Annotated in this window: 20 protein-coding genes; 4 read left to right on the top strand and 16 right to left on the bottom strand. The window is 70.7% G+C overall.

Annotation, left to right across the window (positions count from 1 at the left end):
- Nucleotides 1-26 precede the first annotated feature (26 nt).
- The 16 genes from ABTZ59_RS21175 to rsmH all read right to left on the bottom strand — a co-directional run bounded on the left by ABTZ59_RS21175 (nt 27) and on the right by rsmH (nt 18047).
- Nucleotides 27-1226 carry a DivIVA domain-containing protein gene (locus ABTZ59_RS21175; RefSeq protein ID WP_351407414.1) on the bottom strand — a complete coding sequence of 400 codons (1200 nt, stop codon included), beginning with the start codon at nt 1224-1226 and terminating at the stop codon, nt 27-29.
- A 49-nt stretch (nt 1227-1275) separates the two neighbouring features.
- Nucleotides 1276-1572 (bottom strand): YggT family protein, encoded by a 297-nt coding sequence (locus ABTZ59_RS21170; protein ID WP_351407399.1) that lies wholly within the window; start codon nt 1570-1572, stop codon nt 1276-1278.
- A 91-nt stretch (nt 1573-1663) separates the two neighbouring features.
- Nucleotides 1664-2275: a cell division protein SepF gene (locus ABTZ59_RS21165; protein ID WP_249950786.1), complete on the bottom strand. Its 612-nt coding sequence runs from the start codon at nt 2273-2275 to the stop codon at nt 1664-1666.
- Between the two features lie 123 nt (nt 2276-2398).
- Nucleotides 2399-3118, bottom strand: a complete 720-nt coding sequence (locus ABTZ59_RS21160; protein WP_351407385.1) for a YggS family pyridoxal phosphate-dependent enzyme — start codon at nt 3116-3118, stop codon at nt 2399-2401.
- 7 nt (nt 3119-3125) lie between these two features.
- The gene (pgeF, locus tag ABTZ59_RS21155; RefSeq protein WP_351407376.1) at nt 3126-3854 is read right to left on the bottom strand and encodes a peptidoglycan editing factor PgeF; all 729 of its coding nucleotides are present in this window, start codon (nt 3852-3854) and stop codon (nt 3126-3128) included.
- Nucleotides 3851-5062, bottom strand: a complete 1212-nt coding sequence (gene ftsZ, locus ABTZ59_RS21150; RefSeq protein ID WP_351407367.1) for a cell division protein FtsZ — start codon at nt 5060-5062, stop codon at nt 3851-3853. Before ftsZ ends, pgeF begins: the two co-directional genes overlap by 4 nt.
- A gap of 276 nt (nt 5063-5338) precedes the next feature.
- The gene (locus ABTZ59_RS21145; RefSeq protein WP_351407356.1) at nt 5339-6142 is read right to left on the bottom strand and encodes a cell division protein FtsQ/DivIB; all 804 of its coding nucleotides are present in this window, start codon (nt 6140-6142) and stop codon (nt 5339-5341) included.
- Between the two features lie 22 nt (nt 6143-6164).
- A complete protein-coding gene (murG, locus tag ABTZ59_RS21140) occupies nt 6165-7259 on the bottom strand; it encodes an undecaprenyldiphospho-muramoylpentapeptide beta-N-acetylglucosaminyltransferase (RefSeq protein WP_030353511.1) in 1095 nt (364 codons plus the stop codon).
- A gap of 6 nt (nt 7260-7265) precedes the next feature.
- Nucleotides 7266-8777: a putative lipid II flippase FtsW gene (ftsW, locus tag ABTZ59_RS21135; RefSeq protein ID WP_351407342.1), complete on the bottom strand. Its 1512-nt coding sequence runs from the start codon at nt 8775-8777 to the stop codon at nt 7266-7268.
- An 80-nt stretch (nt 8778-8857) separates the two neighbouring features.
- Complete coding sequence (murD, locus tag ABTZ59_RS21130) at nt 8858-10282, bottom strand: UDP-N-acetylmuramoyl-L-alanine--D-glutamate ligase (RefSeq protein WP_351407332.1); 1425 nt, start codon at nt 10280-10282, stop codon at nt 8858-8860.
- A complete protein-coding gene (gene mraY / locus ABTZ59_RS21125; protein ID WP_129766852.1) occupies nt 10264-11334 on the bottom strand; it encodes a phospho-N-acetylmuramoyl-pentapeptide-transferase in 1071 nt (356 codons plus the stop codon). The genes murD and mraY overlap by 19 nt, the downstream gene beginning before the upstream one ends.
- Nucleotides 11331-12761, bottom strand: coding sequence for a UDP-N-acetylmuramoyl-tripeptide--D-alanyl-D-alanine ligase (locus ABTZ59_RS21120; protein WP_351407306.1), 1431 nt, complete (start codon nt 12759-12761; stop codon nt 11331-11333). Before ABTZ59_RS21120 ends, mraY begins: the two co-directional genes overlap by 4 nt.
- 4 nt (nt 12762-12765) lie before the next feature.
- Complete coding sequence (locus ABTZ59_RS21115; RefSeq protein WP_503003288.1) at nt 12766-14508, bottom strand: UDP-N-acetylmuramoyl-L-alanyl-D-glutamate--2,6-diaminopimelate ligase; 1743 nt, start codon at nt 14506-14508, stop codon at nt 12766-12768.
- Nucleotides 14509-14525: 17 nt separating this feature from the next.
- Nucleotides 14526-16499: a peptidoglycan D,D-transpeptidase FtsI family protein gene (locus tag ABTZ59_RS21110; protein ID WP_351407298.1), complete on the bottom strand. Its 1974-nt coding sequence runs from the start codon at nt 16497-16499 to the stop codon at nt 14526-14528.
- Nucleotides 16500-16503: 4 nt separating this feature from the next.
- Nucleotides 16504-17094, bottom strand: a complete 591-nt coding sequence (ftsL, locus tag ABTZ59_RS21105; protein WP_351407287.1) for a cell division protein FtsL — start codon at nt 17092-17094, stop codon at nt 16504-16506.
- Nucleotides 17091-18047: a 16S rRNA (cytosine(1402)-N(4))-methyltransferase RsmH gene (gene rsmH, locus ABTZ59_RS21100; protein ID WP_351407283.1), complete on the bottom strand. Its 957-nt coding sequence runs from the start codon at nt 18045-18047 to the stop codon at nt 17091-17093. Before rsmH ends, ftsL begins: the two co-directional genes overlap by 4 nt.
- A gap of 460 nt (nt 18048-18507) precedes the next feature.
- Between rsmH and ABTZ59_RS21095 the strand changes: the two genes are divergently transcribed.
- From ABTZ59_RS21095 to ABTZ59_RS21080, 4 genes are all read left to right on the top strand, one after another.
- Nucleotides 18508-19134 carry a beta-class carbonic anhydrase gene (locus tag ABTZ59_RS21095; protein ID WP_503003285.1) on the top strand — a complete coding sequence of 209 codons (627 nt, stop codon included), beginning with the start codon at nt 18508-18510 and terminating at the stop codon, nt 19132-19134.
- A gap of 210 nt (nt 19135-19344) precedes the next feature.
- Entirely contained in the window at nt 19345-20388 is a 1044-nt protein-coding gene (locus ABTZ59_RS21090; RefSeq protein WP_351407266.1) for an AAA family ATPase, read from the top strand.
- Nucleotides 20388-21746 carry a DUF58 domain-containing protein gene (locus ABTZ59_RS21085; RefSeq protein WP_351407258.1) on the top strand — a complete coding sequence of 453 codons (1359 nt, stop codon included), beginning with the start codon at nt 20388-20390 and terminating at the stop codon, nt 21744-21746. The genes ABTZ59_RS21090 and ABTZ59_RS21085 overlap by 1 nt, the downstream gene beginning before the upstream one ends.
- Entirely contained in the window at nt 21743-24163 is a 2421-nt protein-coding gene (locus ABTZ59_RS21080) for a transglutaminase TgpA family protein (RefSeq protein ID WP_351407255.1), read from the top strand. The genes ABTZ59_RS21085 and ABTZ59_RS21080 overlap by 4 nt, the downstream gene beginning before the upstream one ends.
- Nucleotides 24164-24265: the final 102 nt, after the last annotated feature.

Below are 24265 nucleotides of genomic sequence, written 5' to 3'. Positions count from 1 at the left end.
CGCGCTGCTCGCGCGCCCGCCGCCCCTCAGTTGTCGTCCTCGTCGATCAGAAAACCCCGCATCGGCGACGGCGCCTGCTGCATCGGCTGCGGCGCCTGCGGCCGCACCGGTGCCATCGGCTGGGTCATCGCCGGCGACATCTGCTGCTGACCGCCGTACGACGGGCCCGGCGAGGGCGTGTGGCCACCCATGGAGCCGCCCATGGACGGGCTGCCGCCCATGCTGTGTCCCATCGCACCCGCACCGGCCGGAGCCATGGACGGCGACGGCGGCAGAGACGCGGTCGCCGGGGTCCTCGGCGGGGCCAGCGAGTCGTCGGCCTGGGTCTCCAGCTGACGCAGCTGGCTCTCCAGGTAGGACTTCAGCCGCGTACGGTACTCGCGCTCGAAGCCACGCAGGTCCTCGACCTTGCGCTCCAGCGTCGCGCGCGCGGACTCCAGGGAGCCCATCGCCACGCGGTGCTTCTCCTGCGCGTCCCGCTCCAGCGCGTCCGCCTTGGCGCGTGCGTCCCGCTCCAGACCCTCGGCACGGCTGCGCGCCTCGCCGACGATCTTGTTGGCCTCGGAGCGCGCCTCGGCGATCGCCTGGTCGGCGGTCTGCTGGGCGAGCGAGAGGACCCGCGCCGCGCTGTCGCCGCCGGGGCCCTGACCGGGCTGCCCCATCTGCGGGCCGTGGCCGCCCATGGGGCCGCCCATCGGTCCACCCATGGGACCGCCCTGCTGCATGGGGCCACCCTGCATCGGACCGCCCTGCATGGGGCCACCCTGCATCGGACCGCCCTGCATGGGGCCGCCCTGCTGCATGGGACCGCCCTGACCCATCGGACCGGGGCCGTGCTGGCCCCGCGGGTCATGACCGCCCGGACCGGGGTGGCCGTGCCCGCTCGGACCCGCGGGCAGCTGCGGAGCACCACCGGGCAGCTGGGGCGGACCCATCTGCGGGGGCTGCTGCTGCTGCGGCGGTCCGGATATGGCGGCGGGTACCGGGGCACCCGGCCGTTCCTGCTGTTCAGGAGGCTTCCGCATACCCTGCTGCTGTTGGTTCTGCGCGGCGGCACGCGTGGCGGCGGCCAGCTTGGCGCGCAGGTCCTCGTTCTCGCGGAGCAAGCGGGTCAGTTCCGCCTCGACCTCGTCGAGAAAGGCATCGACCTCGTCCTCGTCGTAGCCTTCTCGGAGGCGGACGGTCGTGAACTGCTTGTTCCGCACGTCCTCAGGGGTCAACGGCATCTCTACTTCACCTCTACGTAGTCGTCGGCAGTCGGCAAGACCGTTTCGTTCACAATCCCCTCGCCAGGTTGCTCACAAGCGTGATCAGGATGTAAACGATGATCATCAGAACGAAGAAGGACAGGTCGAGTGCCACGCCCCCGAAACGCAACGGCGGGATGAACCGCCGCAGAAGCTTGAGCGGTGGATCCGTGACAGTGTAGGTGGCCTCAAGAACGACCACCATCGCCTTGCCGGGCTGCCATGAGCGGGCGAACTGGAAGACGTAGTCCATGACCAACCGGAAAATAAGCACGATGAGGAAGCACATCAGCGCGATGTAAACCACCTGTAGTGCGACGCCCATCCCGCTGCTTCCCTCTCCCCTGGCTCACTCTGGTCCGGCCGTCCGCCGGGTCTTTCCCGCCGTTCGACCGGGTCGTTCCCGGTACTGCTTCCTAGCTCTGGTTGAAGAACCCGCCCTCTGCGATGCGGGCCTTGTCCTCCGCCGTGACATCGACGTTAGCAGGAGACAGCAGGAACACCTTCTGGGTCACTCGCTCAATGCTGCCATGGAGACCGAAGACAAGTCCCGCGGCAAAGTCGACAAGTCGCTTCGCATCGGTGTCGTCCATCTCGGTCAGATTCATGATCACCGGGGTGCCCTCGCGGAAGTGTTCCCCGATAGTACGGGCCTCGTTGTAGGTCCTCGGGTGCAGCGTGGTGATGCGGTAGGGCTCCCGCTCCGACACAACCTTGGGCATGATCACCGGTGCGTTCTTCTCCAGGCTCGGACGTTCAGGTGTGATGGACGCCACGGGGGCGATTCGGGCGGGACGTCCGCTTTCTGCCGCTAGGGACACCGGCTCGCGCTCGCGCTGCGCGGGCGGCTGGGCCATCCGCACCGGCTCTTCCCGCTCCGGCTGGCGCACGGGCTGGTGACGCCGGTGATCCCGTTCGGGCTCCGGCTCGGGTTCGAAATCGTCGTCGGGGTCGAAGCCCCGGCCGTCGTACCCATCGTCCTCCACGAGGCCGAGGTAGACCGCCATCTTGCGCATCGCGCCGGCCATGCTCTGAGTCCTCCGCTCTGTGGTGGATCGGCCTCGTCACCAAGTGCCCGCGATCCACGAGGTCTGTCCGCTTTTTGGCGAAATGACCATATTTTCTGCTGTGGTCCGACTTGCTTGGCGACGTTACCCGAGGCTGGGGCGGACTCCGAGTACCGCCGTACCGACGCGTACATGTGTCGCACCGGCCTTCACGGCGTCCTCAAGGTCCGCACTCATCCCTGCTGAGACCATGTTCGCAGCCGGATGGTCCGCGCGCAGGCGGGATGAGAATTCCAGCAGCCGCTCGAACGCCGCCTGTTGCCGTCCCGCGTACGGTCCGGCGAGCGGCGCCACGGTCATCAGACCGCCGAGCCGCAGTCCTGGTGCACCGGCCACTTCCCTGGCCAACTCCTCGATTCCGTCGGGTGCCGTGCCGCCCCGCTCACCTCGTTCGCCGGACTCGGCGTCCAGGGCGACCTGAATCAGACAGATCAGCTCACGCTCCGCGCGCACCGCGGCGGCGGAGAGCGCCGAAACCAGCTTGATCCGGTCGACAGACTGCACGACTTCGGCGTAACTGGCTACGGAACGGGCTTTGTTCGTCTGCAATTGACCAACAAAGTGCCAGGTCAGCGACAAATCCGCGCAGGCAGCGGCCTTGGGGGCGGCGTCCTGGTCCCGGTTCTCGGCGACGTGCCGTACGCCGAGTTCATGGAGGAGCCGGACATCGCTCGCGGGGTAGGTCTTGGTGACCACGATCAGGGTCACGTCCTCCCGCGGACGCCCGGCGGCGGCGCAGGCGGAGGAGATACGTTCCTCCACCCTCGCCAGATTCTCGGCGAGTTCGGTCTTCCGATCCTTCATGTGCTTATCAGTCCAGCCAGACATAGCCGGCGAGCCGTCCGGTGGTGCGGTCGCGGCGGTACGAATAGTGGTCGTCCGACTCCAGTGTGCAGACCACCGAGCGCTGCCGGTCCCGGACCCCGAGCGCGTCGAGCTGGGCATGCACCCCGGCGACGACATCCACGGCCGGGGTGGACCAACTGGTCTCGGAGTGGGCCTCCGGTACGACGGCGGCGACCTCGTCCCGCATCGGCTCGGGGACTTCGTAGCAGCGACCGCAGACGGCCGGTCCGGTACGGGCGGTGATCCGGGACGGCTCCGCGCCGAGTGTGATCATCGCCTCGACGGCGGCCGGTACGATCCCCGCGACCAGACCGGGCCGGCCCGCGTGGGCGGCGGCCACGATCCCGGCGACCGGGTCGGCCAGCAGCAGCGGAACGCAGTCCGCGGTGAGTACGGCGAGTGCCAGTCCGCGCCGCTGAGTGACGATCGCGTCGACGGCCGGGATGTCCGCGCTTGTCCAGGGCCCGTCGACCACGGCCACTTCGCGGCCGTGCACCTGGTTCATCCAGACGACCCGTCCGGGGTCGAGCGCCAGGGACTTCGCGGCGAGTTCGCGGTTGGCGCGTACGGCCCCGGGGTCGTCGCCGACCGCGCCGCCGAGATTGAGCTGATCATACGGAGCGGCGCTCACCCCGCCCCACCGGTCGGTGAAGGCGAAGTGCGCGCCGCTCCGTGTTTCGTGCTGCCGTATCACTTCAAGAAGTCCGGGACGTCCAGTTCCTCGGCCTGACTGTCCTGGTACGGACGGGCCGGGGGAACCTGCGGCGGGTTCACCGGGGAGAGCGGCTTCTCGTTGACCGTCGGGAGGGGCTCGGGCTTGGCCGGGCCGTCCTCGCGCGGCGGTACGGTGCCGAGTCCGCCGGAGCGGCCGGTGTCCGAGGACCGGGAGGGCGACGGCTGCTCGTCGCGCTTGGCGGAGCCCGCGCCGAGTACGGTCTCGCGCCTGGTCGGCGGCTGGCCGCCGTCGAAGCCGGCCGCGATCACGGTGACCCGTACCTCGTCGCCCAGGGCGTCGTCGATGACGGCGCCGAAGATGATGTTGGCCTCGGGGTGGGCCGCCTCGCTGACCAGCTGCGCCGCCTCGTTGATCTCGAAGAGACCGAGGTCGCTGCCGCCGGAGATGGAGAGCAGGACACCGCGGGCGCCGTCGATGGACGCTTCGAGGAGCGGCGAGGAGATCGCCATCTCGGCGGCGGCCACCGCGCGGTCGTCGCCGCGGGCCGAGCCGATACCCATGAGCGCGGAGCCCGCCTCGGACATCACGGACTTGACGTCGGCGAAGTCGAGGTTGATCAGGCCGGGGGTGGTGATGAGGTCGGTGATGCCCTGGACACCCGACAGCAGCACCTGGTCCGCGGACTTGAACGCGTCGAGGACGCTGACCTGGCGGTCCGAGATGGACAGCAGCCGGTCGTTGGGGATGACGATGAGGGTGTCGACCTCTTCGCGGAGTTCGGCGATGCCGTCCTCCGCCTGGTTCGCGCGACGGCGGCCCTCGAAGGTGAACGGGCGGGTGACCACACCGATCGTGAGGGCGCCCAGCGAGCGGGCGATATTGGCGACGACGGGCGCGCCGCCGGTGCCGGTGCCGCCGCCCTCGCCGGCGGTGACGAAGACCATGTCGGCCCCCTTGAGGACCTCCTCGATCTCCTCGCGGTGGTCCTCTGCCGCCTTGCGGCCGACTGCCGGGTTCGCTCCGGCGCCGAGGCCGCGGGTGAGTTCGCGGCCGACGTCGAGCTTGACGTCGGCGTCGCTCATCAACAGGGCTTGCGCGTCGGTGTTGATCGCGATGAACTCGACACCCTTGAGGCCGACCTCGATCATTCGGTTGATGGCATTGACACCACCGCCGCCGACACCGATGACCTTGATGACTGCGAGGTAGTTCTGCGGTGCTGCCACGTCGAAGGCCTCTCGCCTCGAGTTACGTGTCGTCGCTTCGCTGATGTGGCGCCGCGACGACTGATGCCGATGGGACGGTCCGAAACGCCGACCCAAACCCTCACGTTGAAGTTCAGGGTTACCAGTGTGTCCGCTTCTTGGACTCTTCCGAACAGGACACTAAGTCGACAAGTGGCGCACGTTCAACGAACACGCCGAACCTCCCGTTTTTCTTTTCACCCTATGTGATCACCCATAGCGCTGACCAACCAGGGTGCTGGCCAGCACATATGCGCGTCAACTCCCCGACGCCGCAGGCGCGGTGGGTGCGCTCACATCGAAGTGCCCCGCCGTGGGGACGGCTTTCATGAGAGCGGTGAGCGCACGCGCCTTGGCCGTACCGTCCTCTCCGCTTCCCCACATCACCGTACGGCCGCCGGTCAGCTCCAGGGAGATCGAGTCGTACGAACGGACTCGTACGACCCTGATGCTCCCGGCCACTTTCTCCGGCAGTTCGGCGTGGACCCGGACCGCTTCACGCGTCAGCCGCTCTGTTCCGAAGCGTCGCGTCGCGGCCGACCTGTCCACCGCCAATTCGAGGAGGGGGACATCCTTGGGCGCCTTCTCGACGGTGGCGAAACGCACCCCCCCGGCGTCCACTTCGATGAACTTTGCTCCATTTTCGAGAAGCAGTACGGGCTTTCGCTCGATCACTTTCAGCCCGATGTCGTTCGGCCATGAACGCACCACCTCGACCGAATCGATACGCGGCAGCTTCCGACGGAGCCGCGCCTCAATCCCGTCCGTGTCGACGGAAATCAGCGGAGCCCCGACCGGCACGTCGGCGGCGGCCACGACCTCGGCGCGGGTGAGCGCGTCGGTGCCCATGGTGTTCACCTTCTCGATCCGCAGCCACGAGGAGCCGTACAGCGCCCAGACGCCGCCGCCGACGAGCAGGACCGCGGCGAGAAAAACGATCAACACACGGGAGGAGATACGGAGGCGGGGGAGCCGGAACCGGCGGCCCGGCGGCCCCTCGTCGGGGCGGCCGGACTCCGACCGCGGTCGGGCGCCACGCTCGGCGGTCGTCGGTCCGGCCACGCTCCCCTGCCTCCCTGCGCCGCTACGCCTGGCGGCGTGCGGCGATCGCCTCGTACACCATTCCTACGAGCAGATCATCAGCGTCCCGACGGCCGAACTCGGAGGCCGCGCGGGACATCTCGTACAGCCGGTGCGGATCGGCGAGCACCGGGAGCACATGGCTCTGGACCCACTCGGGGGTCAGTTCGGCGTCGTCGACCAGCAGTCCACCGCCGGCCTTCACCACCGGCTGGGCGTTGAGCCGCTGTTCACCGTTGCCGATCGGCAGCGGTACATAGGCGGCCGGCAGTCCGACGGCGGAGAGTTCGGCGACGGTCATCGCGCCCGCGCGGCAGAGCATCATGTCGGCCGCGGCGTACGCGAGGTCCATCCGGTCCACATACGGTACCGGGATATAAGGCGGCATTCCGGGCATGTTGTCCACGCGCGGCATTTCATTCTTCGGACCGACCGCGTGCAGGATCTGAATTCCGGAGCGCTGGAGCACCGGAGCGATCTGCTGGATCACCTCGTTGAGCCGGCGCGCGCCCTGGGAGCCACCGGAGACGAGCAGCGTCGGCAGATTGGGATCGAGCCCGAACGCCGCGCGCGCCTCGGGGCGCACCCGGGCCCGGTCGAGGGTGGCGATGGTGCGGCGCAGCGGGATGCCGATGTAACGGGCGCCGCGCAGCTTGCTGTCCGGGGTGGAGACGGCCACACCGGCCGCGTACCGCGAGCCGATCTTGTTGGCCAGTCCGGGCCTGGCGTTGGCCTCATGGACGATGATCGGCACACCGAGCCGTTTGGCGGCCAGATAGCCGGGCAGCGCGACATAGCCGCCGAAGCCCACCACACAGTCCGCCTTGGTGCGCTCCAGGATCTGCTCGGCGGCCTTGATCGTGCCGCGCAGCCGCCCGGGGACGGTGATCAGTTCGGGCGTGGGTTTGCGCGGCAGCGGTACGGCGGGGATCAGCCCCAGTTCGTATCCCCGCTCCGGTACGAGCCTGGTCTCCAGTCCGCGCTCCGTGCCGAGGGCCGTGATCCCCACGGTGGGGTCCTGCCTGCGCAGGGCGTCCGCGAGGGCGAGCGCGGGCTCGATGTGGCCGGCGGTCCCCCCACCGGCGAGTACGACATGCACCGAAATTCACCGCTCTCCGGACGGACGCTTCTTGACGCGCCGTCTCATCGTCTTCCATCTCACCCCGGGCCGTCGCATGGCCAGGGCCGCTTTCGCGGCGGGATCCTCTCGCGCGAACGCGATCAGCAGCCCGATAGCGAACATGGTCGGCAGCAGGGCCGACCCTCCGTAGGAGAACAGCGGGAGCGGGACTCCGGCGATCGGCAGCAGGCCGAGCACCGCACCAATGTTGATCACGGCCTGCACCGTGATCCAGGTGGTCACACCTCCCGCGGCGTACCTCACGAAGGGATCCTCCGTGCGTCCGGCCACGCGGATACCCGCATAGCCTAGAGCCGCGAACAGTGCGAGTACCGACAGCGTCCCCGCCAGACCCAGTTCCTCCCCGGTGATGGCGAAAATGAAGTCGGTGTGCGGTTCGGGCAGTTGACCCCACTTTTCCACACTCGCGCCGAGGCCGGAACCGAACCATCCGCCGGAGGCAAGCGCGTAGATCCCGTGGACCGCCTGCCAGCACTCCCCGTCCGGGCCCAGATCGATCGCGCCGACGCAGGCGAACCGCGACAGCCTGTTCTCGCTGGTCTTGATGAGCGCGAAGCTGATCACCCCGGCGACCGCGAGCACCCCGGCGAAGAGCCGGGTGGGGGCGCCCGCCAGCCAGAGCAGTCCGAAGAGGATCGCCGTGAGGATGATCGCGGTCCCCATGTCGCCGCCGAGCATGATCAGTCCGAGCAGCAGCAGGGCGACCGGGACGAACGGCACCAGCAGATGTTTCCACTGGGTCAGTAACCGCTTGTCGTGTTTACGGGCAAGCAGATCAGCACCCCAGAGGATGAGCGCCAGCTTGCCGAACTCACTGGGCTGGAGCTGGAACGGGCCGCCCAGATAGATCCAGTTCTGGTTGCCGTTGACGGAACGCCCTATCCCCGGGATCTGAACGAGCGCCATCAGGAAAACCGTCCCGACCAGGACCGGGTACGAGAGCGCGCGGTTGAGCTTGATCGGCATCCGGGAGGCGAGCAACAGCAGGCCGGTACCGAGAACCACCGCGAGGAACTGCTTGCGGAAGAAGTACGTGGAGGGCAGCGACAACTGGAGCGCGTAGATCATCGACGCGGAGTACACCATCACCAGACCGAGCACGGTGATCAGCAGACCGCTGCCGAGGATCAGGTAGTACGCGGTGAGCGGCCGGTCCCAGGCACGCCGCATCCGTTCGAGGAAGCGCCGGGGGCCACCACGCGGCCGACGGGGGGCGCCGCTCCTGCCGCCTCCACGCCGGGTCCTGGGCGGCTGCCCCACAGCGGCTCCGGCGGCCCGGCCGCGCAGCGCGAGCCCGGTCAGGCTCCTCGCGCGGGCGTCCGCACCGGCGTGCGCGCTCTCCTCGGGGGTGTCCACGCCACCTGGCGCCCCCGCGAGAGCGGGCGCGCCCGGAAGTGCGCCCAGGTAGCCCCAGCCGCGCCGGACAGGCCCCGGCGCGGGCCGCGGATCTCGGTCCCCGGTGTCGTCGGCCGGCATCGTCGCTGTCCCCTCCAGTCGTGCCTGGCGCGGCTGGCGCGGGTGGTCAGTGGGCTGCGGCCTGCTGCTGCGACACCGGGTCAGGCGTGCTCGGCGGCGAGGGCGTGTACCGCGTCCGCGAACGCCTCGCCCCGCTTGTTGTAGTTGACGAACATGTCCATCGAGGCGCAGGCCGGGGCCATCAGAACCGTGTCCCCCGGCTGCGCGAGCCGTGCCGCTTCGCGGACCGCGGCCGACATCGCCCCAGTGTCGGTCCGGTCGAGGTCCACGACCGGGACTTCGGGGGCGTGTCGCGCGAGGGCTTCCCGGATGAGCGCGCGGTCCTTACCGATCAGGACCACACCGCGCAGCCGCTTCGCGGACGCCCCGACGAGTTCGTCGAAGGTCGCGCCCTTGGCGAGACCGCCCGCGATCCAGACGATCGGGTCGTACGCGGCGAGCGACGCTTCGGCGGCATGGGTGTTGGTGGCCTTGGAGTCGTCGATGTAGGTGACGCCCGCGACCTCGGCGACCCGCTCGATCCGGTGCGGGTCGGGGCGGAAGGCGCGCAGTCCGTCACGTACGGCGGCCGGCTCGACACCGTACGCGCGCGCCAGCGCGGCGGCGGCGAGCGCGTTGGCGATGTTGTGCGGGACGGGCGGGTTGACGTCGGAGACGTGGGCGAGCTCCTGGGCCTGCTCCCGGCGGTTCTCGACGAAGGCGCGGTCGACCAGGATGCCGTCCACGACGCCGAGTTGGGACGGTCCCGGGGTGCCGAGGGTGAAGCCGATCGCGCGGCAGCCCTCCTCGACGTCGGCCGCGCGCACCAGGTCCTCGGTGGCCGGGTCGGCCACGTTGTAGACACAGGCGACGCTGTTGCCCTCGTAGATCCGGCCCTTGTCGGCGGCGTACGCCGCCATGGAGCCGTGCCAGTCCAGATGGTCGGGCGCGAGGTTGAGCACGGCGCCGGAGTGGGCGCGCGGACTCGGCGCCCAGTGCAGCTGGTAACTGGACAGCTCCACGGCGAGTACGTCGTATGTCTCCTCGCCGGTGACCGCGTCCAGCAGCGAGACGCCGATATTGCCGACGGCGGCCGTACGCAGTCCCGCGGCGGCCAGGATCGAGGCGAGCATCCTGACGGTCGTCGTCTTGCCGTTGGTGCCGGTGACGGCGAGCCAGGGGGCCGCGCCGGGTCCGCGCAGCCGCCAGGCCAGCTCGACATCGCCCCAGATCTCCACCCCGGCCGCCGCGGCGGCCAGGAAGAGCGGCTTGTCCGGCTTCCAGCCGGGGGCCGTGACGACGAGTTCGGTGGCCTCGGGCAGCGTCGCCCCGTCGCCGAGGCGGACGGTGACGCCCAGCTTCTCCAGCTCGGCGGCCTGGGCGCGGGCCCGCTCGTCGTCGCCGTCGTTGACGACGGTGACCTCCGCGCCGAGTCCGCGCAGCACCCGGGCCGCCGGGATCCCGGAGACCCCGAGACCCGCGACGGTGACCCGCTTGCCGTGCCAGTTCACTTCTCGGCCGCCCACCCTGCGTAGAAGAGCCCCAGACCCACGATGACGCACATGCCCTGGATGATCCAGAACCGCACCACCACAAGGACTTCGGACCACCCCTTGAGTTCGAAGTGGTGCTGGAGTGGTGCCATCCGGAAGACGCGCTTGCCGGTCATCTTGAACGAACCGACCTGGATGACCACGGACATGGTGATCATCACGAACAGGCCGCCGAGGATGGCCATCAGGAACTCCGTACGGGAGCAGATCGCCAGACCGGCGAGCGCGCCGCCGAGCGCGAGCGAACCGGTGTCCCCCATGAAGATCTTGGCCGGTGAGGTGTTCCACCACAGGAAGCCGAAGCAGGAGCCCATCAGCGCCGAGGCGACGACCGCGAGGTCCAGCGGATCTCGTACCTCGAAACAGGCGTTGGGGTTGGTCAGGGTCGTCGCGTTGGCGCAGGACTCCTGGAACTGCCACAGACCGATGAAGGTGTACGCGCCGAAGACCATCACCGAGGCGCCGGTGGCGAGACCGTCGAGACCGTCCGTCAGGTTCACCCCGTTGGACATCGCGAGAATCATGAACAGCGCCCAGACCACGAACAGCACCGGGCCGATCGACCAGCCGAAGTCCGTGACGAACGACAGCCTGGTGGAGGCGGGGGTGTTGCCGCGGTAGTCGGCGAACTGGAGCGACAGCACCGCGAAGGCGATACCGACGATCAGCTGGCCGGCCATCTTCGCCTTGGCCCGCAGGCCCAGCGACCGCTGCTTCACGATCTTGATGTAGTCGTCGAGGAACCCGACGAGCCCCATCCCCGCCATCAGGAACAGCACCAGCACACCCGAGAAGGTCGGGTCCTCACCGGTGATCACCTTCGCCAGGGCGTACGCGATGAGCGTGGCCAGGATGAAGGCGATGCCGCCCATGGTGGGCGTGCCCTTCTTGCTGCCGTGCGTGCGCGGGCCGTCGTCCCGGATGAACTGCCCGTATCCCTTGCGGGCCAGGAGCTTGATCAGCAGCGGAGTGCCGATCAGGGTCAGGAAGAGCCCGATGGCTCCCGCGAAGAGGATCTGCCTCATCGGCCGGCGACCTCGCCCTCGGTGGCGTTCTCCAGCAGTGCCAGGGCGACTCGCTCCAGACCGACCGACCTCGAAGCCTTCACCAGCACGACGTCTCCCGGACGCAGTTCACTGCGCAACAGGTCGACCGCCGCCTGCGCGTCGGACACGTGCACCGACTCCTCACCCCACGAACCCTCGTTGTAAGCGCCCAATTGCAGCCAGGACGCTTCCCTGCCCCCGACTGCCACGAGCTTGCTGACGTTGAGCCGGACGGCGAGCCGTCCGACCGCGTCGTGCTCGGCGAGCGATTCGTCACCCAGCTCGGCCATCAAGCCGAGCACCGCCCACGTACGGCCCCCCGTGGCCCGTGAGGCACCACCCATGGCGACCAGCGCGCGGAGCGCCGCTCTCATGGATTCAGGGTTCGCGTTGTAGGCGTCGTTGACGATCGTCACGCCGTCCGCGCGCTCGGTGACCTCCATACGCCAGCGGGAGAGGGTTCCCGCCTCGGAGAGCGCCACGGCGATCTCGTCGACGGACATGCCCAACTCATGGGCGACGGCGGCCGCGGCGAGCGCGTTCGACACGTGGTGCTCACCGTACAGCCGCAGCGTCACGTCGCTGCACCCGGAGGGTGTTCGAAGCCGGAAAGCGGGCTGTCCGGTCTCGGTGAGGCGGACGTTCTCTGCCCGTACGTCTGCTTCGTCTGACTCTCCGAACAGGACGGTACGGGCCTTGGTGCGGGTGACCATCGCGCGGACGAGCGGGTCGTCGGCGTTGAGCACCGCCACCCCGCCCTCGGCCGCGGACGGCAGGGACTCGACCATTTCCCCCTTCGCCTGGGCGATCTGCTCCCGGCCGCCGAACTCGCCGATGTGGGCGGTGCCGACGTTCAGTACGAGACCGATGCGCGGCGGGACGAGTCCGGTGAGGTAGCGGATGTCGCCGATGTAGCGCGCGCCCATTTCGAGGACGAGGTAGCGGGTGTCCTCGACCGCCCGCAGAGCGGTCACCGGCAGGCCGATCTCGTTGTTGAGATTGCCCTCCGGCCAGATCGTGGGCGCGCTGCGCTGGAGCAGTTGGGCGATGAGGTCCTTGGTGCTGGTCTTGCCGGCCGAGCCGGTCAGCGCGACGGTGGTGGCGCCGAGGCGCTCCACGACGGTACGGGCGAGGGCGCCGAGGGCGCGTACGACATCGTCCACGACGATCGCGGGCACCCCGACGGGGCGGGTGGCCAGTACGGCCACCGCGCCCGCCTCGACGGCACCCCGCGCGTAGTCGTGGCCGTCGACGCGCTCTCCGGCGAAGGCGGCGAACAGGCTGCCGGTCTCCACCGCGCGGGAGTCGTAGACGACGGATCCGGTGACACGGACGGCCGGATCCGGTATGTCGTGCGGCTGCCCGCCGACGATGGCGGCGATCTCGGCGAGAGAGAGGGCGATCACTGGGTCATCCCTGACTGTTGTTCTCGTGACGGTGCTCATGGCCGGGCTCACGGCCCGGCCGGTGGCGGAGGGAGCGCTCGATGGCCTCGCGCAGGACCTGACGGTCGTCGAAGGCGCGTACCACCCCGGCGATGTCCTGGCCCTGCTCATGCCCCTTGCCGGCGACCAGTACGGTGTCGTCGTCCTGGGCCAGGGCCACCGCGGCGGCGATGGCGGAGGCCCGGTCGGCGTCGACCAGGACGTCCCCGCGCTCATGGATCGGCACCTCCGCGGCGCCCGCGAGCATGGCGGCGAGGATGGCGAGCGGGTCCTCGCCACGCGGGTTGTCGGAGGTCAGTACGGCGGTGTCGGCGAGCCGGGCCGCCGCCGCGCCCATCGGGCCGCGCTTGTTCTTGTCGCGGTCGCCGCCGCAGCCGAGGACGATGTGCACCTTGCCCTTGGTGACCTTGCGCAGCGAGCGCAGGACCGATTCGACGGCGTCCGTCTTGTGGGCGTAGTCGACGACGGCGAGATACGGCTGACCTGCCTCCACCCGCTCCAGCCGGCCCGGCACGCCGGGGACGGCGGCGATCCCGTCGGCCGCGGTGTGCGGGTCGATCCCGGCGACGGCGAGGGTGACGATCGCGGCCAGGGTGTTGGCGACATTGAATGGTCCCGGCAGTGGTGCCTCGGCCCGTACCCGCTCGCCCTTGGGGCCGATGGCGGTGAAGGTGGAGCCGTGGGAGCCGACCTCGACGTCCTCGGCGCGCCAGTCGGCGTCCGGGTGGCCCTCCGCCGAGAAGGTGATGACCGGGACGGTCGCCTGCGAGACGAGCCGGCGGCCGTACTCGTCGTCGAAGTTCACGACGCCGGTCCTGCTTCGCTCCGGGGTGAAGAGCCGCGCCTTCGCCTGGAAGTAGTCCTCCATGCCGGAGTGGAACTCCATGTGCTCCGGGCTGAGGTTGTTGAAGACGGCGACATCGAACACACAGCCGTCGACCCGGCCGAGCACCAGGGCGTGGCTGGAGACCTCCATCGCGACGGATTCGACGCCGCGCTCGCGCATGACGGCGAAGAGCGCCTGGAGGTCGGTGGCCTCGGGGGTGGTGCGCTCCGACTTGATGCGCTCGTCGCCGATGCGCGTCTCGACGGTGCCGATCAGACCGGTACGGCGGCCGGCGCCGCGCAGTCCGCCCTCGATGAGATACGCCGTGGTGGTCTTGCCCGAGGTGCCGGTGATCCCGATCTGGAGGAGATCCCTGCCGGGGTATCCGTAGATCTCGGCGGCGAGCTGTCCCATACGGCCGCGCGGGTCCGGGACGATCAGGACCGGCAGGCCGGTGGCCGCGGCGCGCTCGGCGCCCGCCGGGTCCGTCAGGATCGCGGCGGCCCCGAGGTCGGCGGCCTGGGCGGCGAAGTCGGCGCCGTGGAGGCGGGCGCCGGGGAGGGCGGCGTACACGTCCCCTGGGCGTACGGCGCGTGAATCGTGGGTGATGCCGGTCGCTTCCCCGGGGCCCCTCACCTCCCCCGGATCCGGTGCCTGGACGCCCAGCCGGGCCGCCAGTTCCGCGAGGGAGGTCGGGCGTACCCGGTCCGGACGGGGCGTCCCCGGATGGTTCACAGGGGCGTCCTTCGGGGTGGTTCGGTACTGATCAGCTTGTGGCACGGCGGTGAGCGTACCGGGCTCCGCGGGCCCTGAGCCACGTGAGGGGGACTGGTGCGCGGGGGGTTCCGGGTGGTTCCCGGAATCGGGGGTGATGGTTGTCACTGGGGCTTTCCCTGGGGTCACTCGCCGGGTTTGAAGGTGACCGGCAGCCGGGCGGGTTTACTGCCGGTCGGTTCGACCTGCAGCGTCTTGAGAGCGAACTCCATGACCTTCTTGTAGATGGGTCCGCAGATCTGTCCGCCGAAGTAGCTGCCCTTGGTGGGGTTCTGAATGGCGCAGTAGACGGTGATCTGCGGGTCGTCGGCGGGCGCGAAGCCGGCGAAGGAGGCGGTGTAGCCCTTGTAGACGCCGAGCTTCGGGTCGACCCGGTTGGCCGTACCCGTCTTGCCCGCGACGCGGTAGCCGGGGATGGCGGCCTTGGTGCCGGTCCCCTCCTCGTTGCCGACGACCGACTCCAGCATGGTGGCGAGCGTCTTGGCGGTCCGCTCGCTCACCACGCGGGTCTTCTTGGGCGCGGGGGCGGCGGTGAAGCGACCGTCGGGGCCCTGGGTGCCGCGGACCAGGGTGGGGTCGATCCGTACGCCGCCGTTGGCGATGGTCGAGTAGACCGAGGCGGCCTGCATCGCGTTGAGGGAGAGTCCCTGGCCGAAGGGGATCGTGTACTGCTGTGAGGTGGACCAGTCCTGCGGCTCGGCCAGGATGCCCTGGGTTTCGCCGGGATAGCCGAGACCGGTGGGCCGGCCGATGCCGAACTTGCTCAGATACGAGTGGAGGACCTTGTTGGCCTCGGGCTGTGTCCCGCCGAGCTGGCCGGTCGCCAGGATCGTGCCGATGTTGCTGGACTTGGCGAGGACGCCGTTGAGGGTCAGGTTCCAGGTGGGGTGGTCGATGTCGTCCTTGAAGAGCCGGTCCCCGCGGTGCAGCCGGTTCGGGACCACCACATGGGTGGCGGGGGTGGCGACCTCCTCCTCCAGTACGGCGGCCATCGACATGACCTTGCTGGTGGAGCCGGGCTCGTACACGTCCTGGAGGGCCGCGTTGCCCATGGCGGCGGCGTTGGCCGCGGAAACGTCGTTGGGGTCGAAGCCGGGGGCGTTGGCCATGGCGAGCACCTCGCCCGTCCGGGTGTTCTGGACCACCACATAGCCGCGGTCCGCCTTGGACTCCTTCACCTGGTCGGTGATGGCCTGCTGGGCGGCCCACTGGATGTCCCGGTCGATGGTCAGCTCGATGTCGGAGCCGGGCACGGCGGGGGTCTCGTGGGAGCTGGCGGTGGGGACACGACGGCCCCCCGACTGGGCGTAGGTGACCTTTCCGTCCTCGCCGGCCAGCTGTTTGTCCAGCATGGATTCGACACCGCCCGCGCCGCGGCCCGCGGCGTTGACGTACCCCAGTATCCCGGCGGCGAGATCGCCGTTGGGGTACACGCGCTTGCTGCTGGCCTCCTGGAGGACGCCCGACAGCACACTGACGACGGTGGCCTTCCCCTTGGCGGCCTTGCTCGCCTTGTTCGCCTTCTCGGCGAGTACGCGCTTGAGGTCCTTGATCTGGTTCCAGACCTGCGGGGTCTGGCGGCGTGCCAGCACGGTGTAGCGGGGGGAGTCGGGGGTCCTGAGCTTCTTCACGATGTCGGCGCTCTGCGCCCCCAGGATCGGGGCGAGCAGCGCGGCGGCCTGTTCGGGGGCGTCCGGGACCTTGGTGAAGTCGGCGGTGAACATCGACGGGTCGGCGGTGATGTCGTACGCGTCGACGCTGGTGGCGAGGGCGATCCCGGAACGGTCGGTGATCTTCCCGCGCTCGGCCGCGATCGTGTGGCTGAGGTAGCGGCTCTTCTCCGCCTTGGCGGCGTACGCGCTGGCGTCGATCGCCTGCACCTGGAGGAGCCGCACGACGAACGCCAGCATGACGAGGGTCAGTCCGAGGCTGACCAGCCGCAGCCGTGGGCGGGGGCTGCCGAGCCTGATCTGCCGCGAGGAACGGGCCCCGGGCCCCGGGCGGCGCGCGGCGGGCCGGGACGCGGGGCGGGACCGTCCGTCGTTCCCGGAGCGCGCGGGCTTGGGCACCCGGCGGCGCGGGGGTTCCTGGGAGGGCACTGGGTCACCTGCCGGGGGTCGTCGGGGCCGGCGTGCCGGATGCCGGTGCGGGCACCGGCTCGGGGGTCTCGCGCGCGGTGAGGGAGGGGAACGCGGACGGGAACGGGAGCGGGGACGGGGCGGCCGTGTCGGAGGCCGCGGGGTACGGCGAGGTGACCGCCCCGGGCGGGCCCTCCTCCATGGGGGAGGGCAGTCCCTGCGACTGGGCCGACGGCTGGGCGGAGGGCGACGCCCCGGCGCCCGGCACGCCGCGGACCGTACCGTCCGGATTGAGGAAGGCGGGGCTGCCGCCCGGCACCATGCCCAGCTCACGGGCGCGCCGCTCCAGGGCGTACGGCGCGGATCGGTCGTCCACGTCCCGCTGGAGCGCCTGCTCCTCGTCGGTGAGGTCGGTCGTCCGCTTCTTGAGTTCGCTCAGCTGGAACGAGCCCTCGTTGAGGGAGGAGTTCAGCAGCAGCAGGGTGATCAGCCCCCCGCCGAGGAGCAGCACGACCAGCAGGACGAAGGGGGTACGCGCCGCCGAACTGGAGCCGGAGGGCATCAGCTGGGCGAGCCGCGCGGCCCGCCCCTTCAACTGCTTGGCCGGTCCGCTCACAGAGCGTCCTCCCGGATCCGCTGCGCCCCCCGCAGCCGCGCCGGGGCCGCGCGGCGGTTCTCCGCGATCTCTTCCTCCGAGGGCAGTTCGGCGCCGCGGGTGAGGAGTCTCAGCCGGGGCTGGTAGCGCTCGGGCACGACGGGCAGACCGGGCGGCGCGGTGTTGGCGGCCCCGGCCGCGAAGACCTGCTTGACGAGGCGGTCCTCCAGCGAGTGGTACGAGAGGACGGCGATCCGGCCGCCGACGGCGAGGGATGTCACGGCGGCCGGAATGGCCCGCTCCAGGACGGAGAGCTCGCCGTTGACCTCGATACGCAGGGCCTGGAAGGTGCGCTTGGCGGGGTTGCCGCCGGTGCGCTTGGCGGCCTGCGGGAGGGCGTCGCGGATCAGCTCGACCAGCCGTGCGCTGTGCGAGAAGGGCTCCTTCTCGCGCTCCCTGACCACCGCGGAGACGATCCGCTTGGCCTGCTTCTCCTCGCCGTACGCGCGCAGGATCCGGACCAGCTCGCCGGGCGGGTAGGTGTTGAGGACCTCGGCGGCGCTGACTCCGGACGACTGGTCCATGCGCATGTCGAGGGGGGAGTCCTGGGCGTAGGCGAAACCGCGCTCCGCCTCGTCCAGTTGCATCGAGGAGACGCCGAGGTCGAAGAGCACGCCCTGGACGCGGGGGATCTCCAGCCGGGCGAGCACATCGGGCAGTTCGTCGTAGACCGCGTGGACGAGGGTGGCGCGGTGGCCGAACGGGGCGAGCCGTTCGCCGGAGAGCCGCAGCGCCTCCTGGTCGCGGTCGAGCGCGACCAGCCGTACGGCGGGGAACGTGGAGAGCAGGGCCTCGCTGTGTCCGCCGAGACCGAGGGTGCAGTCGACCACGACCGCGCCCGGCTCGGCGAGAGCCGGGGCCAGCAGGTCGAGGCATCGCTGGAGCATCACGGGAACATGCCGGACCTGATTCACACGGACCCCTCGCGGCGAGCGCGCCCCTCACGAGGGCCGTCGGCCCGGGGGGTGCGGGGGGCGTCCGTACGGCGTTCCGCGGGCGCGCGGCTCCCCATGACTCGCTCGCTGCGCTCGCTCATGCGCCCTCTCAGATCCGGCGCGGCCGTACGTACCGCCGGGTCCCCGCCCGCTCAGAAGGGGAGGTGGTCCGCCGGCGCCGGAAGAGGCGTCGGCCGACCGCCGAGCGGGAGGAGGCCGAGCCGCACGTACGCCGCGACATGCGGGAATATTGTGGTGGGTTCGGAATGTGTCCGGGATGTGTCCGTGAACTTCGCGTCACTTTAGTCCACTCGCCCTTCCGGTCAATCAACCGGTCAGCGCGTCGCGCGGGTCACTCACCACAAGACCATAAACCGCACAATTCACCCACTCAGCCCCGCCGGACCCACCCGTGTGGGTTAGCTCACACCAGGCCACGTTGACGTTCTTTGTCCCCTCCCACAGCGGGCTTCACGGCGCGGCGACGACTACCGTCATAGGTATGTCGACTTCCGCACACCTCCCCGCAGAGCCCGTCCCGGCTCCCGCCGGCGCGGCCCGCACCGGCGGGACGGTCACCGACCGGCTCATCGACGCCAACCTCCTCTATGCCGCCGGGTTCAACGACCCCGGCATGGACGCGCGCCCCGTACTGCGGGTCGCCGTGGTCGCCTGCATGGACGCCAGGCTCGATCTGCACGGCGCGCTCGGGCTCGCCCTGGGCGACTGCCACACCATCCGCAACGCCGGCGGTGTCGTCACCGACGACGTCATCCGCTCCCTGACCATCAGCCAGCGGGCGCTGGGCACGCGCAGCGTCGTGCTGATCCATCACACCGGCTGCGGCCTGGAGAGCCTGACCGAGGAGTTCCGGCACGACCTGGAAATGGAGGTGGGACAGCGGCCCGCCTGGGCAGTGGAGGCCTTCCGCGATGTCGATCAGGACGTACGGCAGTCGATGCGGCGAGTGAGGACCTCGCCCTTCCTGCCGCACACCGACGACGTCCGCGGTTTCGTCTTCGACGTGAAGACGGGCCTGCTGCGGGAGATCGACACCGACGCCTGAGCGCCACCGTCGGACAGGTCATCACGAGATAACCAGCAAACCCGACATATCGCGCCCACTTATCCACAGGCGGATGACACGAAGCGGTAACGGCAACAACAATGCGTGTGGGACACCGTTCCGGAACCATCCGGAAACGGTGTCCGTGTTTCGGGGTGGGCCGGGCCGTCTGATGAGCATCGGCCCGAGGAAAGGGCCGAGGAGGGCCGGGTGACGACCTATGACGATCGAGCGAGCCTCACAGATCTGACCACCACAGCGGAGCGGGTGCGCGCGTCGGTGGAGGGTGTGATCGAGGGCAAGCCGGAGGTCGTACGGCTTTCGCTGACCGTGCTGCTCGCCGAGGGACATCTTCTGATCGAGGATGTCCCCGGCGTGGGCAAGACCATGCTGGCCAAAGCGCTGGCGCGCTCCATCGACTGTTCGGTGCGGCGCATTCAGTTCACCCCCGACCTGCTGCCTTCGGACATCACCGGAGTGTCGATCTTCGACCAGCAGCGACGGGACTTCGAGTTCAAACCGGGCGCGATATTCGCCCAGATCGTGATCGGCGACGAGATCAACCGCGCCTCGCCCAAGACCCAGTCGGCGCTGCTGGAGTCCATGGAGGAGCGCCAGGTCACCATCGACGGGCAGACCTATGAGCTGCCCGACCCCTTCATGGTGGTGGCCACCCAGAACCCGGTGGAGATGGAGGGGACGTATCCCCTGCCCGAGGCGCAGCGCGACCGCTTCATGGCCCGGGTCTCGATCGGCTATCCCAGCGCGGACGCCGAGTTGCAGATGCTCGACGTGCACGGCGGGATATCCCCGCTGGACGACCTCCAGCCGGTGGCCCACGCGCACGACATCGTGAAGCTGATCGACGCGGTGCGCACGGTCCATGTCGCCGAGTCCGTGCGACGGTACGCGGTCGAGCTGGTCGGGGCGACCCGTAACCACCCCGACCTCAGACTCGGCGCCTCGCCGCGTGCGACGCTCCATCTGCTGCGCGCCGCGAAGGCCGCGGCGGCGCTGAGCGGACGGGACTACGCGCTGCCGGACGATGTGCAGTCCCTGGCCACGGCGGTGCTCGCGCACCGACTGCTGCCCACGGCTCAGGCGCAGCTCAACCGCCGTACCGCCGAGCAGGTCGTGCTGGAGATACTCCAGCGCGTCCCGGTGCCGACGGCGGGCAGCGGCCAGGGCCCCGGGCGCCAGACGCCGGGCGCCGGACCGCTCTACGGCCAGCAGCCCGGGGTACGGCGCCTGTGATGACACCCGGGGGGCCGGTGGCCGAGAGCGGCGAGGAGAAGGGCGGGACGCGGGCCGCGCTGTCCGGACTGACCACGCGCGGCCGGTCGTTCCTCGCGGCCGGTATCGCGGCGGCCGTCTGCGCCTATGTGCTGGGCCAGTCGGATCTGCTGCGCGTGGGGCTCCTGCTCGCCGTGCTGCCGCTGCTCTGCGTGGGGGTCCTCTACCGCACCCACTACCGCGTCGCGGGCAGCCGGCGGCTGTCGCCCTCCCGGGTCCCCGCGGGCTCCGAGGCGCGCGTGCAGCTGCGGATGGACAACGTCACGCGGATGCCCACCGGGCTGCTGATGCTCCAGGACCATGTGCCGTACGTGCTCGGCCCGCGCCCACGGTTCGTGCTCGACCGGGTCGAGCCGGGCGGCCGCCGCGAGGTGTCCTACCGGGTCCGCTCCGATCTGCGCGGGCGCTATCCGCTGGGGCCGCTCCAGCTGCGGCTGAGCGACCCCTTCGGGATGTGCGAGCTGACCCGCTCGTTCAGCGCGTACGACACCCTGACCGTCGTCCCGCGCACCGAACCGCTGCCACCGGTACGGCTCGGGGGCGAGGCGTCGGGACGCGGCGAGGGGCGGCAGCGCTCGCTGTCACTGGCCGGTGAGGACGATGTGATCCCCCGCGGCTACCGGCACGGCGACGATCTGCGCCGGGTGCACTGGCGCTCGACGGCCCGCTACGGCGAACTGATGGTGCGCCGTGAGGAGCAGCCGCAGCGGGCCAGATGCACGGTGCTGCTGGACACCCGGCGAAGCGCCTACCAGGGCGCGGGCCCCGACTCCGCCTTCGAATGGGCGGTGTCGGGCGCGGCCTCCACGCTCGTGCATCTGCTCGAACGCGGCTTCGCGGTACGGCTGTTGACGGACACCGGCAGCTCGATACCCGGCGAGGGCGCCGACGGCTTCGCGGGGGCGACCCAGGAGTCCGCCGACTCGGCCGGACTGATGATGGACACCCTCGCGGTCGTCGAGCACTCCGACAGCGCGGACCTCTCCCCCGCGTACGCGGTCCTGCGCGGCGGCACCGAAGGTCTGCTGGTCGCGTTCTTCGGCGAGCTGGACGAGGAACAGACGGCGGTGGCGGCGCGGATGCGGCAGCGCAGCGCCGTGGCCGTCGCCTTCGTACTGGACAGCGCCGGCTGGACGCAGGGCGACGGACCCGCCGGGTCCGTCGAGGACCGGCTGCGGCAGCTGCGCGAGGCCGGGTGGACGGCGCTCGCCGTGCCCTCGGGGGCCGCGCTGCCCGAGCTGTGGCAGCAGGCCGCGCGGCAGCGATCGGAGTCGGCCGTCACAGGCGGTACGACAGGCTTCTCCGGAGGTTGGTCATGAGCGGTAGCGGAAGGCTGGCGCTGTGCGCTTTCGCCGCCACGCTGATGGCGGCGGGCGCACTGCTGCCGCTGGTCCAGTCGGCCGTCTGGCTGCTGCACGCCGGGATCATGCTGGCGGTCGTCGGCGGGGTCGGCGCGCTGACCCGTCGGGTGCCGCTGGCCCGGAGCCTGACCGTGGCGCTCCAGGGCCTCGCCGCCCTGCTGATGCTCACGGTGGTCTTCGCCCCGGACCAGGCGCTGCTCGGCATCGTGCCGACCCCCGAGGTGTTCGCGCAGTTCGGCCGGCTGCTCACCGAGGGCGGCGACGACGTCGGGCGGTACGCGATACCGGCGCCCGCGACCGACGGCATCCGGCTGATGCTGATCGGCGGTGTGCTGGTCATCGGGCTCGCGGTGGACACGATCGCGGTGACCTTCCGCGGCGCGGCCCCGTCCGGACTGCCGCTGCTGGCGCTCTACTCGGTCGCGGCGGGGCTCTCCGGCGGCGCCGGGGGCTGGCTGTGGTTCCTGCTCGCGGCCGGCGGCTATCTCCTGCTGCTTCTGGCGGAGGGCCGGGACCGGGTCTCGCAGTGGGGCCGGGTGTTCGGCGGGGCGCCGCGCGCGCCGGGCCGGTTCTCGTCCGGCTCCGACGCCTCGGGCGGGCGCGCCCCGGTCCGTACCGGACGCCGGATCGGTGTGGTGGCGCTGGGTGTCGCGCTGGCGGTCCCGGCGGCCCTGCCCGCGTTGGACGGCGGCCTGCTGGCCGGCACCGCTGCCGGGAACGGCTCGGGGGTGGGCGGTGGGGGCACGATCTCCGCCGTCAACCCGCTGGTCTCGCTCCAGGACAATCTGAACCAGCCGGAGGACCGCGAGGCGCTGCGTTACCGGACGAACGCGCCCGACACCCAGGGCATGTATCTGCGGATCATGGCGCTGGACAAGTTCGACGGCACGTCCTGGCGGTTCTCGCAGCGCAAGGTCGAGGACGTACCCGACCGGCTGCCCGGCTCCCCCGGGCTGGGCCCGGGGATCAGCACGACCGAGGTCAGAACCAATATCTCCGCCGCCGGCTGGTACCGGCAGAACTATCTGCCGATGCCCTACCCGGCGACCCAGGTGGACATCGAGGGGCGCTGGCGCTTCGAGCCCGCGGGCAGGACGCTGGTGGGCGACCGCGGACAGTCGACGCGCGGCGTGCGGTACGAGGTCGCCAGCCTGCTGGTGAACCCGAGCCGGGAACAGCTCGCCGCGGCGCCCCCCGCGCCGTCGTCCCTGCGCCGTGAGTACACCGAGGTCCCGGCGGTCCTGCCGGATGTGGTGAAGTCGACGGCGCTCGATGTCACCGAGGGCGCGGCCAACGACTACGAGAGGGCCGTCAGGCTCCAGGACTGGTTCGCGCTGGACGGCGGCTTCACGTACAACACCGAGGTGGACTCGGGCACCGGCGTCACGGCGATCACGCGGTTCCTCAGGAACAAGGAAGGCTTCTGCGTCCACTTCTCCTTCGCGATGGCCGCGATGGCCCGGACGCTCGGCATCCCGGCGCGGGTCGCGGTGGGCTTCACGCCGGGCACCCCGCAGCCGGACGGCAGCGTCTCCGTCGGGCTGCGTGACGCGCACGCCTGGCCCGAGCTGTATTTCGAGGGCGTCGGATGGACCCGGTTCGAGCCGACGCCGAGCCGGGGCAGCGCGCCCGACTACACCCGCGAGGACGCGCCGTCGGACAGTCCGAGCGACGCGGCCCGGCCCGACGCCAGCGCCTCGGCCGCCCCGTCCGCGGAGCCGTCGGCCTCGGACAGCTGCCAGGCGCAGTCGCCCCAGTCGGGCGAGTGCGGACCGGTCGCTCCCGGCGCCGTCGTGCCGCCGACGGACTCGGGGTTCCCCCTGAAGGCCGTGGGATGGATCCTGCTGGGCGGGCTGGTGGTGGCTCTGCCGCTGCTGCCGCTGCTCTGGCGGACCAGAACCCGGGCCCGGCGGCTCGGCTCCGCCGGGCGCGCCCCGGCGGACGCGACGGCTCGGACGCTGATGGCCTGGCGGGAGATCACCGATACGGCCTGGGACCACGGGATCCCGCCCGACGAATCGCGAACGCCGCGGAAGGCGGCGGAGCGCATCGTGCGTCTTGGCCGGCTGGAGGGCGCCGCGGCCGAGGCGGTGCACCGGGTGGCCGGTTCCGTGGAGCAGGTGCTGTACGCGCCCGAGCCACGGCCGGGTACGGGCCTCGCCGACGACGCCCGGCGGATCCGGGAGGGGCTGGGTGCCTCGGTCGGCCGCTGGACCCGGCTGCGGGCACTCCTCGCGCCGCGCTCGTCCGTACGGGTGGTCTGGGCCGCCTCGAAGCGCTGGACGTCCCTGACGGCCCGCTGGCACCCCCAGCGGCTCTCGGGAGCCACCAGAGTGGTCACCGCGCGCTGGCACCCCTCGCGTCAGCGGGGCTGAGCGGTAGCGCGGTCGGGCGGCTGCGCGGCGGCGACCTCACGCCGCCGCGCCGCCGCGCAACCGCTCGGGAACGACTGAGGGACGCGGGAAACGGCTGAGGGG

It is taken from the genome of Streptomyces sp. NPDC094034 (assembly GCF_040303865.1).
Classification (GTDB): domain Bacteria; phylum Actinomycetota; class Actinomycetes; order Streptomycetales; family Streptomycetaceae; genus Streptomyces.
This window is presented reverse-complemented; position numbering and strand designations above follow the sequence as displayed.

Bases quoted from the DNA above. Each gene is read 5' to 3' on its own strand.
- ABTZ59_RS21175 (WP_351407414.1), bottom strand. From the start codon at position 1,226: ATGCCGTTGACCCCTGAGGACGTGCGGAACAAGCAGTTCACGACCGTC.
- ABTZ59_RS21170 (WP_351407399.1), bottom strand. From the start codon at position 1,572: ATGGGCGTCGCACTACAGGTGGTTTACATCGCGCTGATGTGCTTCCTC.
- ABTZ59_RS21165 (WP_249950786.1), bottom strand. From the start codon at position 2,275: ATGGCCGGCGCGATGCGCAAGATGGCGGTCTACCTCGGCCTCGTGGAG.
- ABTZ59_RS21160 (WP_351407385.1), bottom strand. From the start codon at position 3,118: ATGAAGGATCGGAAGACCGAACTCGCCGAGAATCTGGCGAGGGTGGAG.
- ftsW (WP_351407342.1), bottom strand. From the start codon at position 8,777: ATGCCGGCCGACGACACCGGGGACCGAGATCCGCGGCCCGCGCCGGGG.
- mraY (WP_129766852.1), bottom strand. From the start codon at position 11,334: ATGAGGCAGATCCTCTTCGCGGGAGCCATCGGGCTCTTCCTGACCCTG.
- ABTZ59_RS21085 (WP_351407258.1), top strand. From the start codon at position 20,388: ATGACACCCGGGGGGCCGGTGGCCGAGAGCGGCGAGGAGAAGGGCGGG.
- ABTZ59_RS21080 (WP_351407255.1), top strand. From the start codon at position 21,743: ATGAGCGGTAGCGGAAGGCTGGCGCTGTGCGCTTTCGCCGCCACGCTG.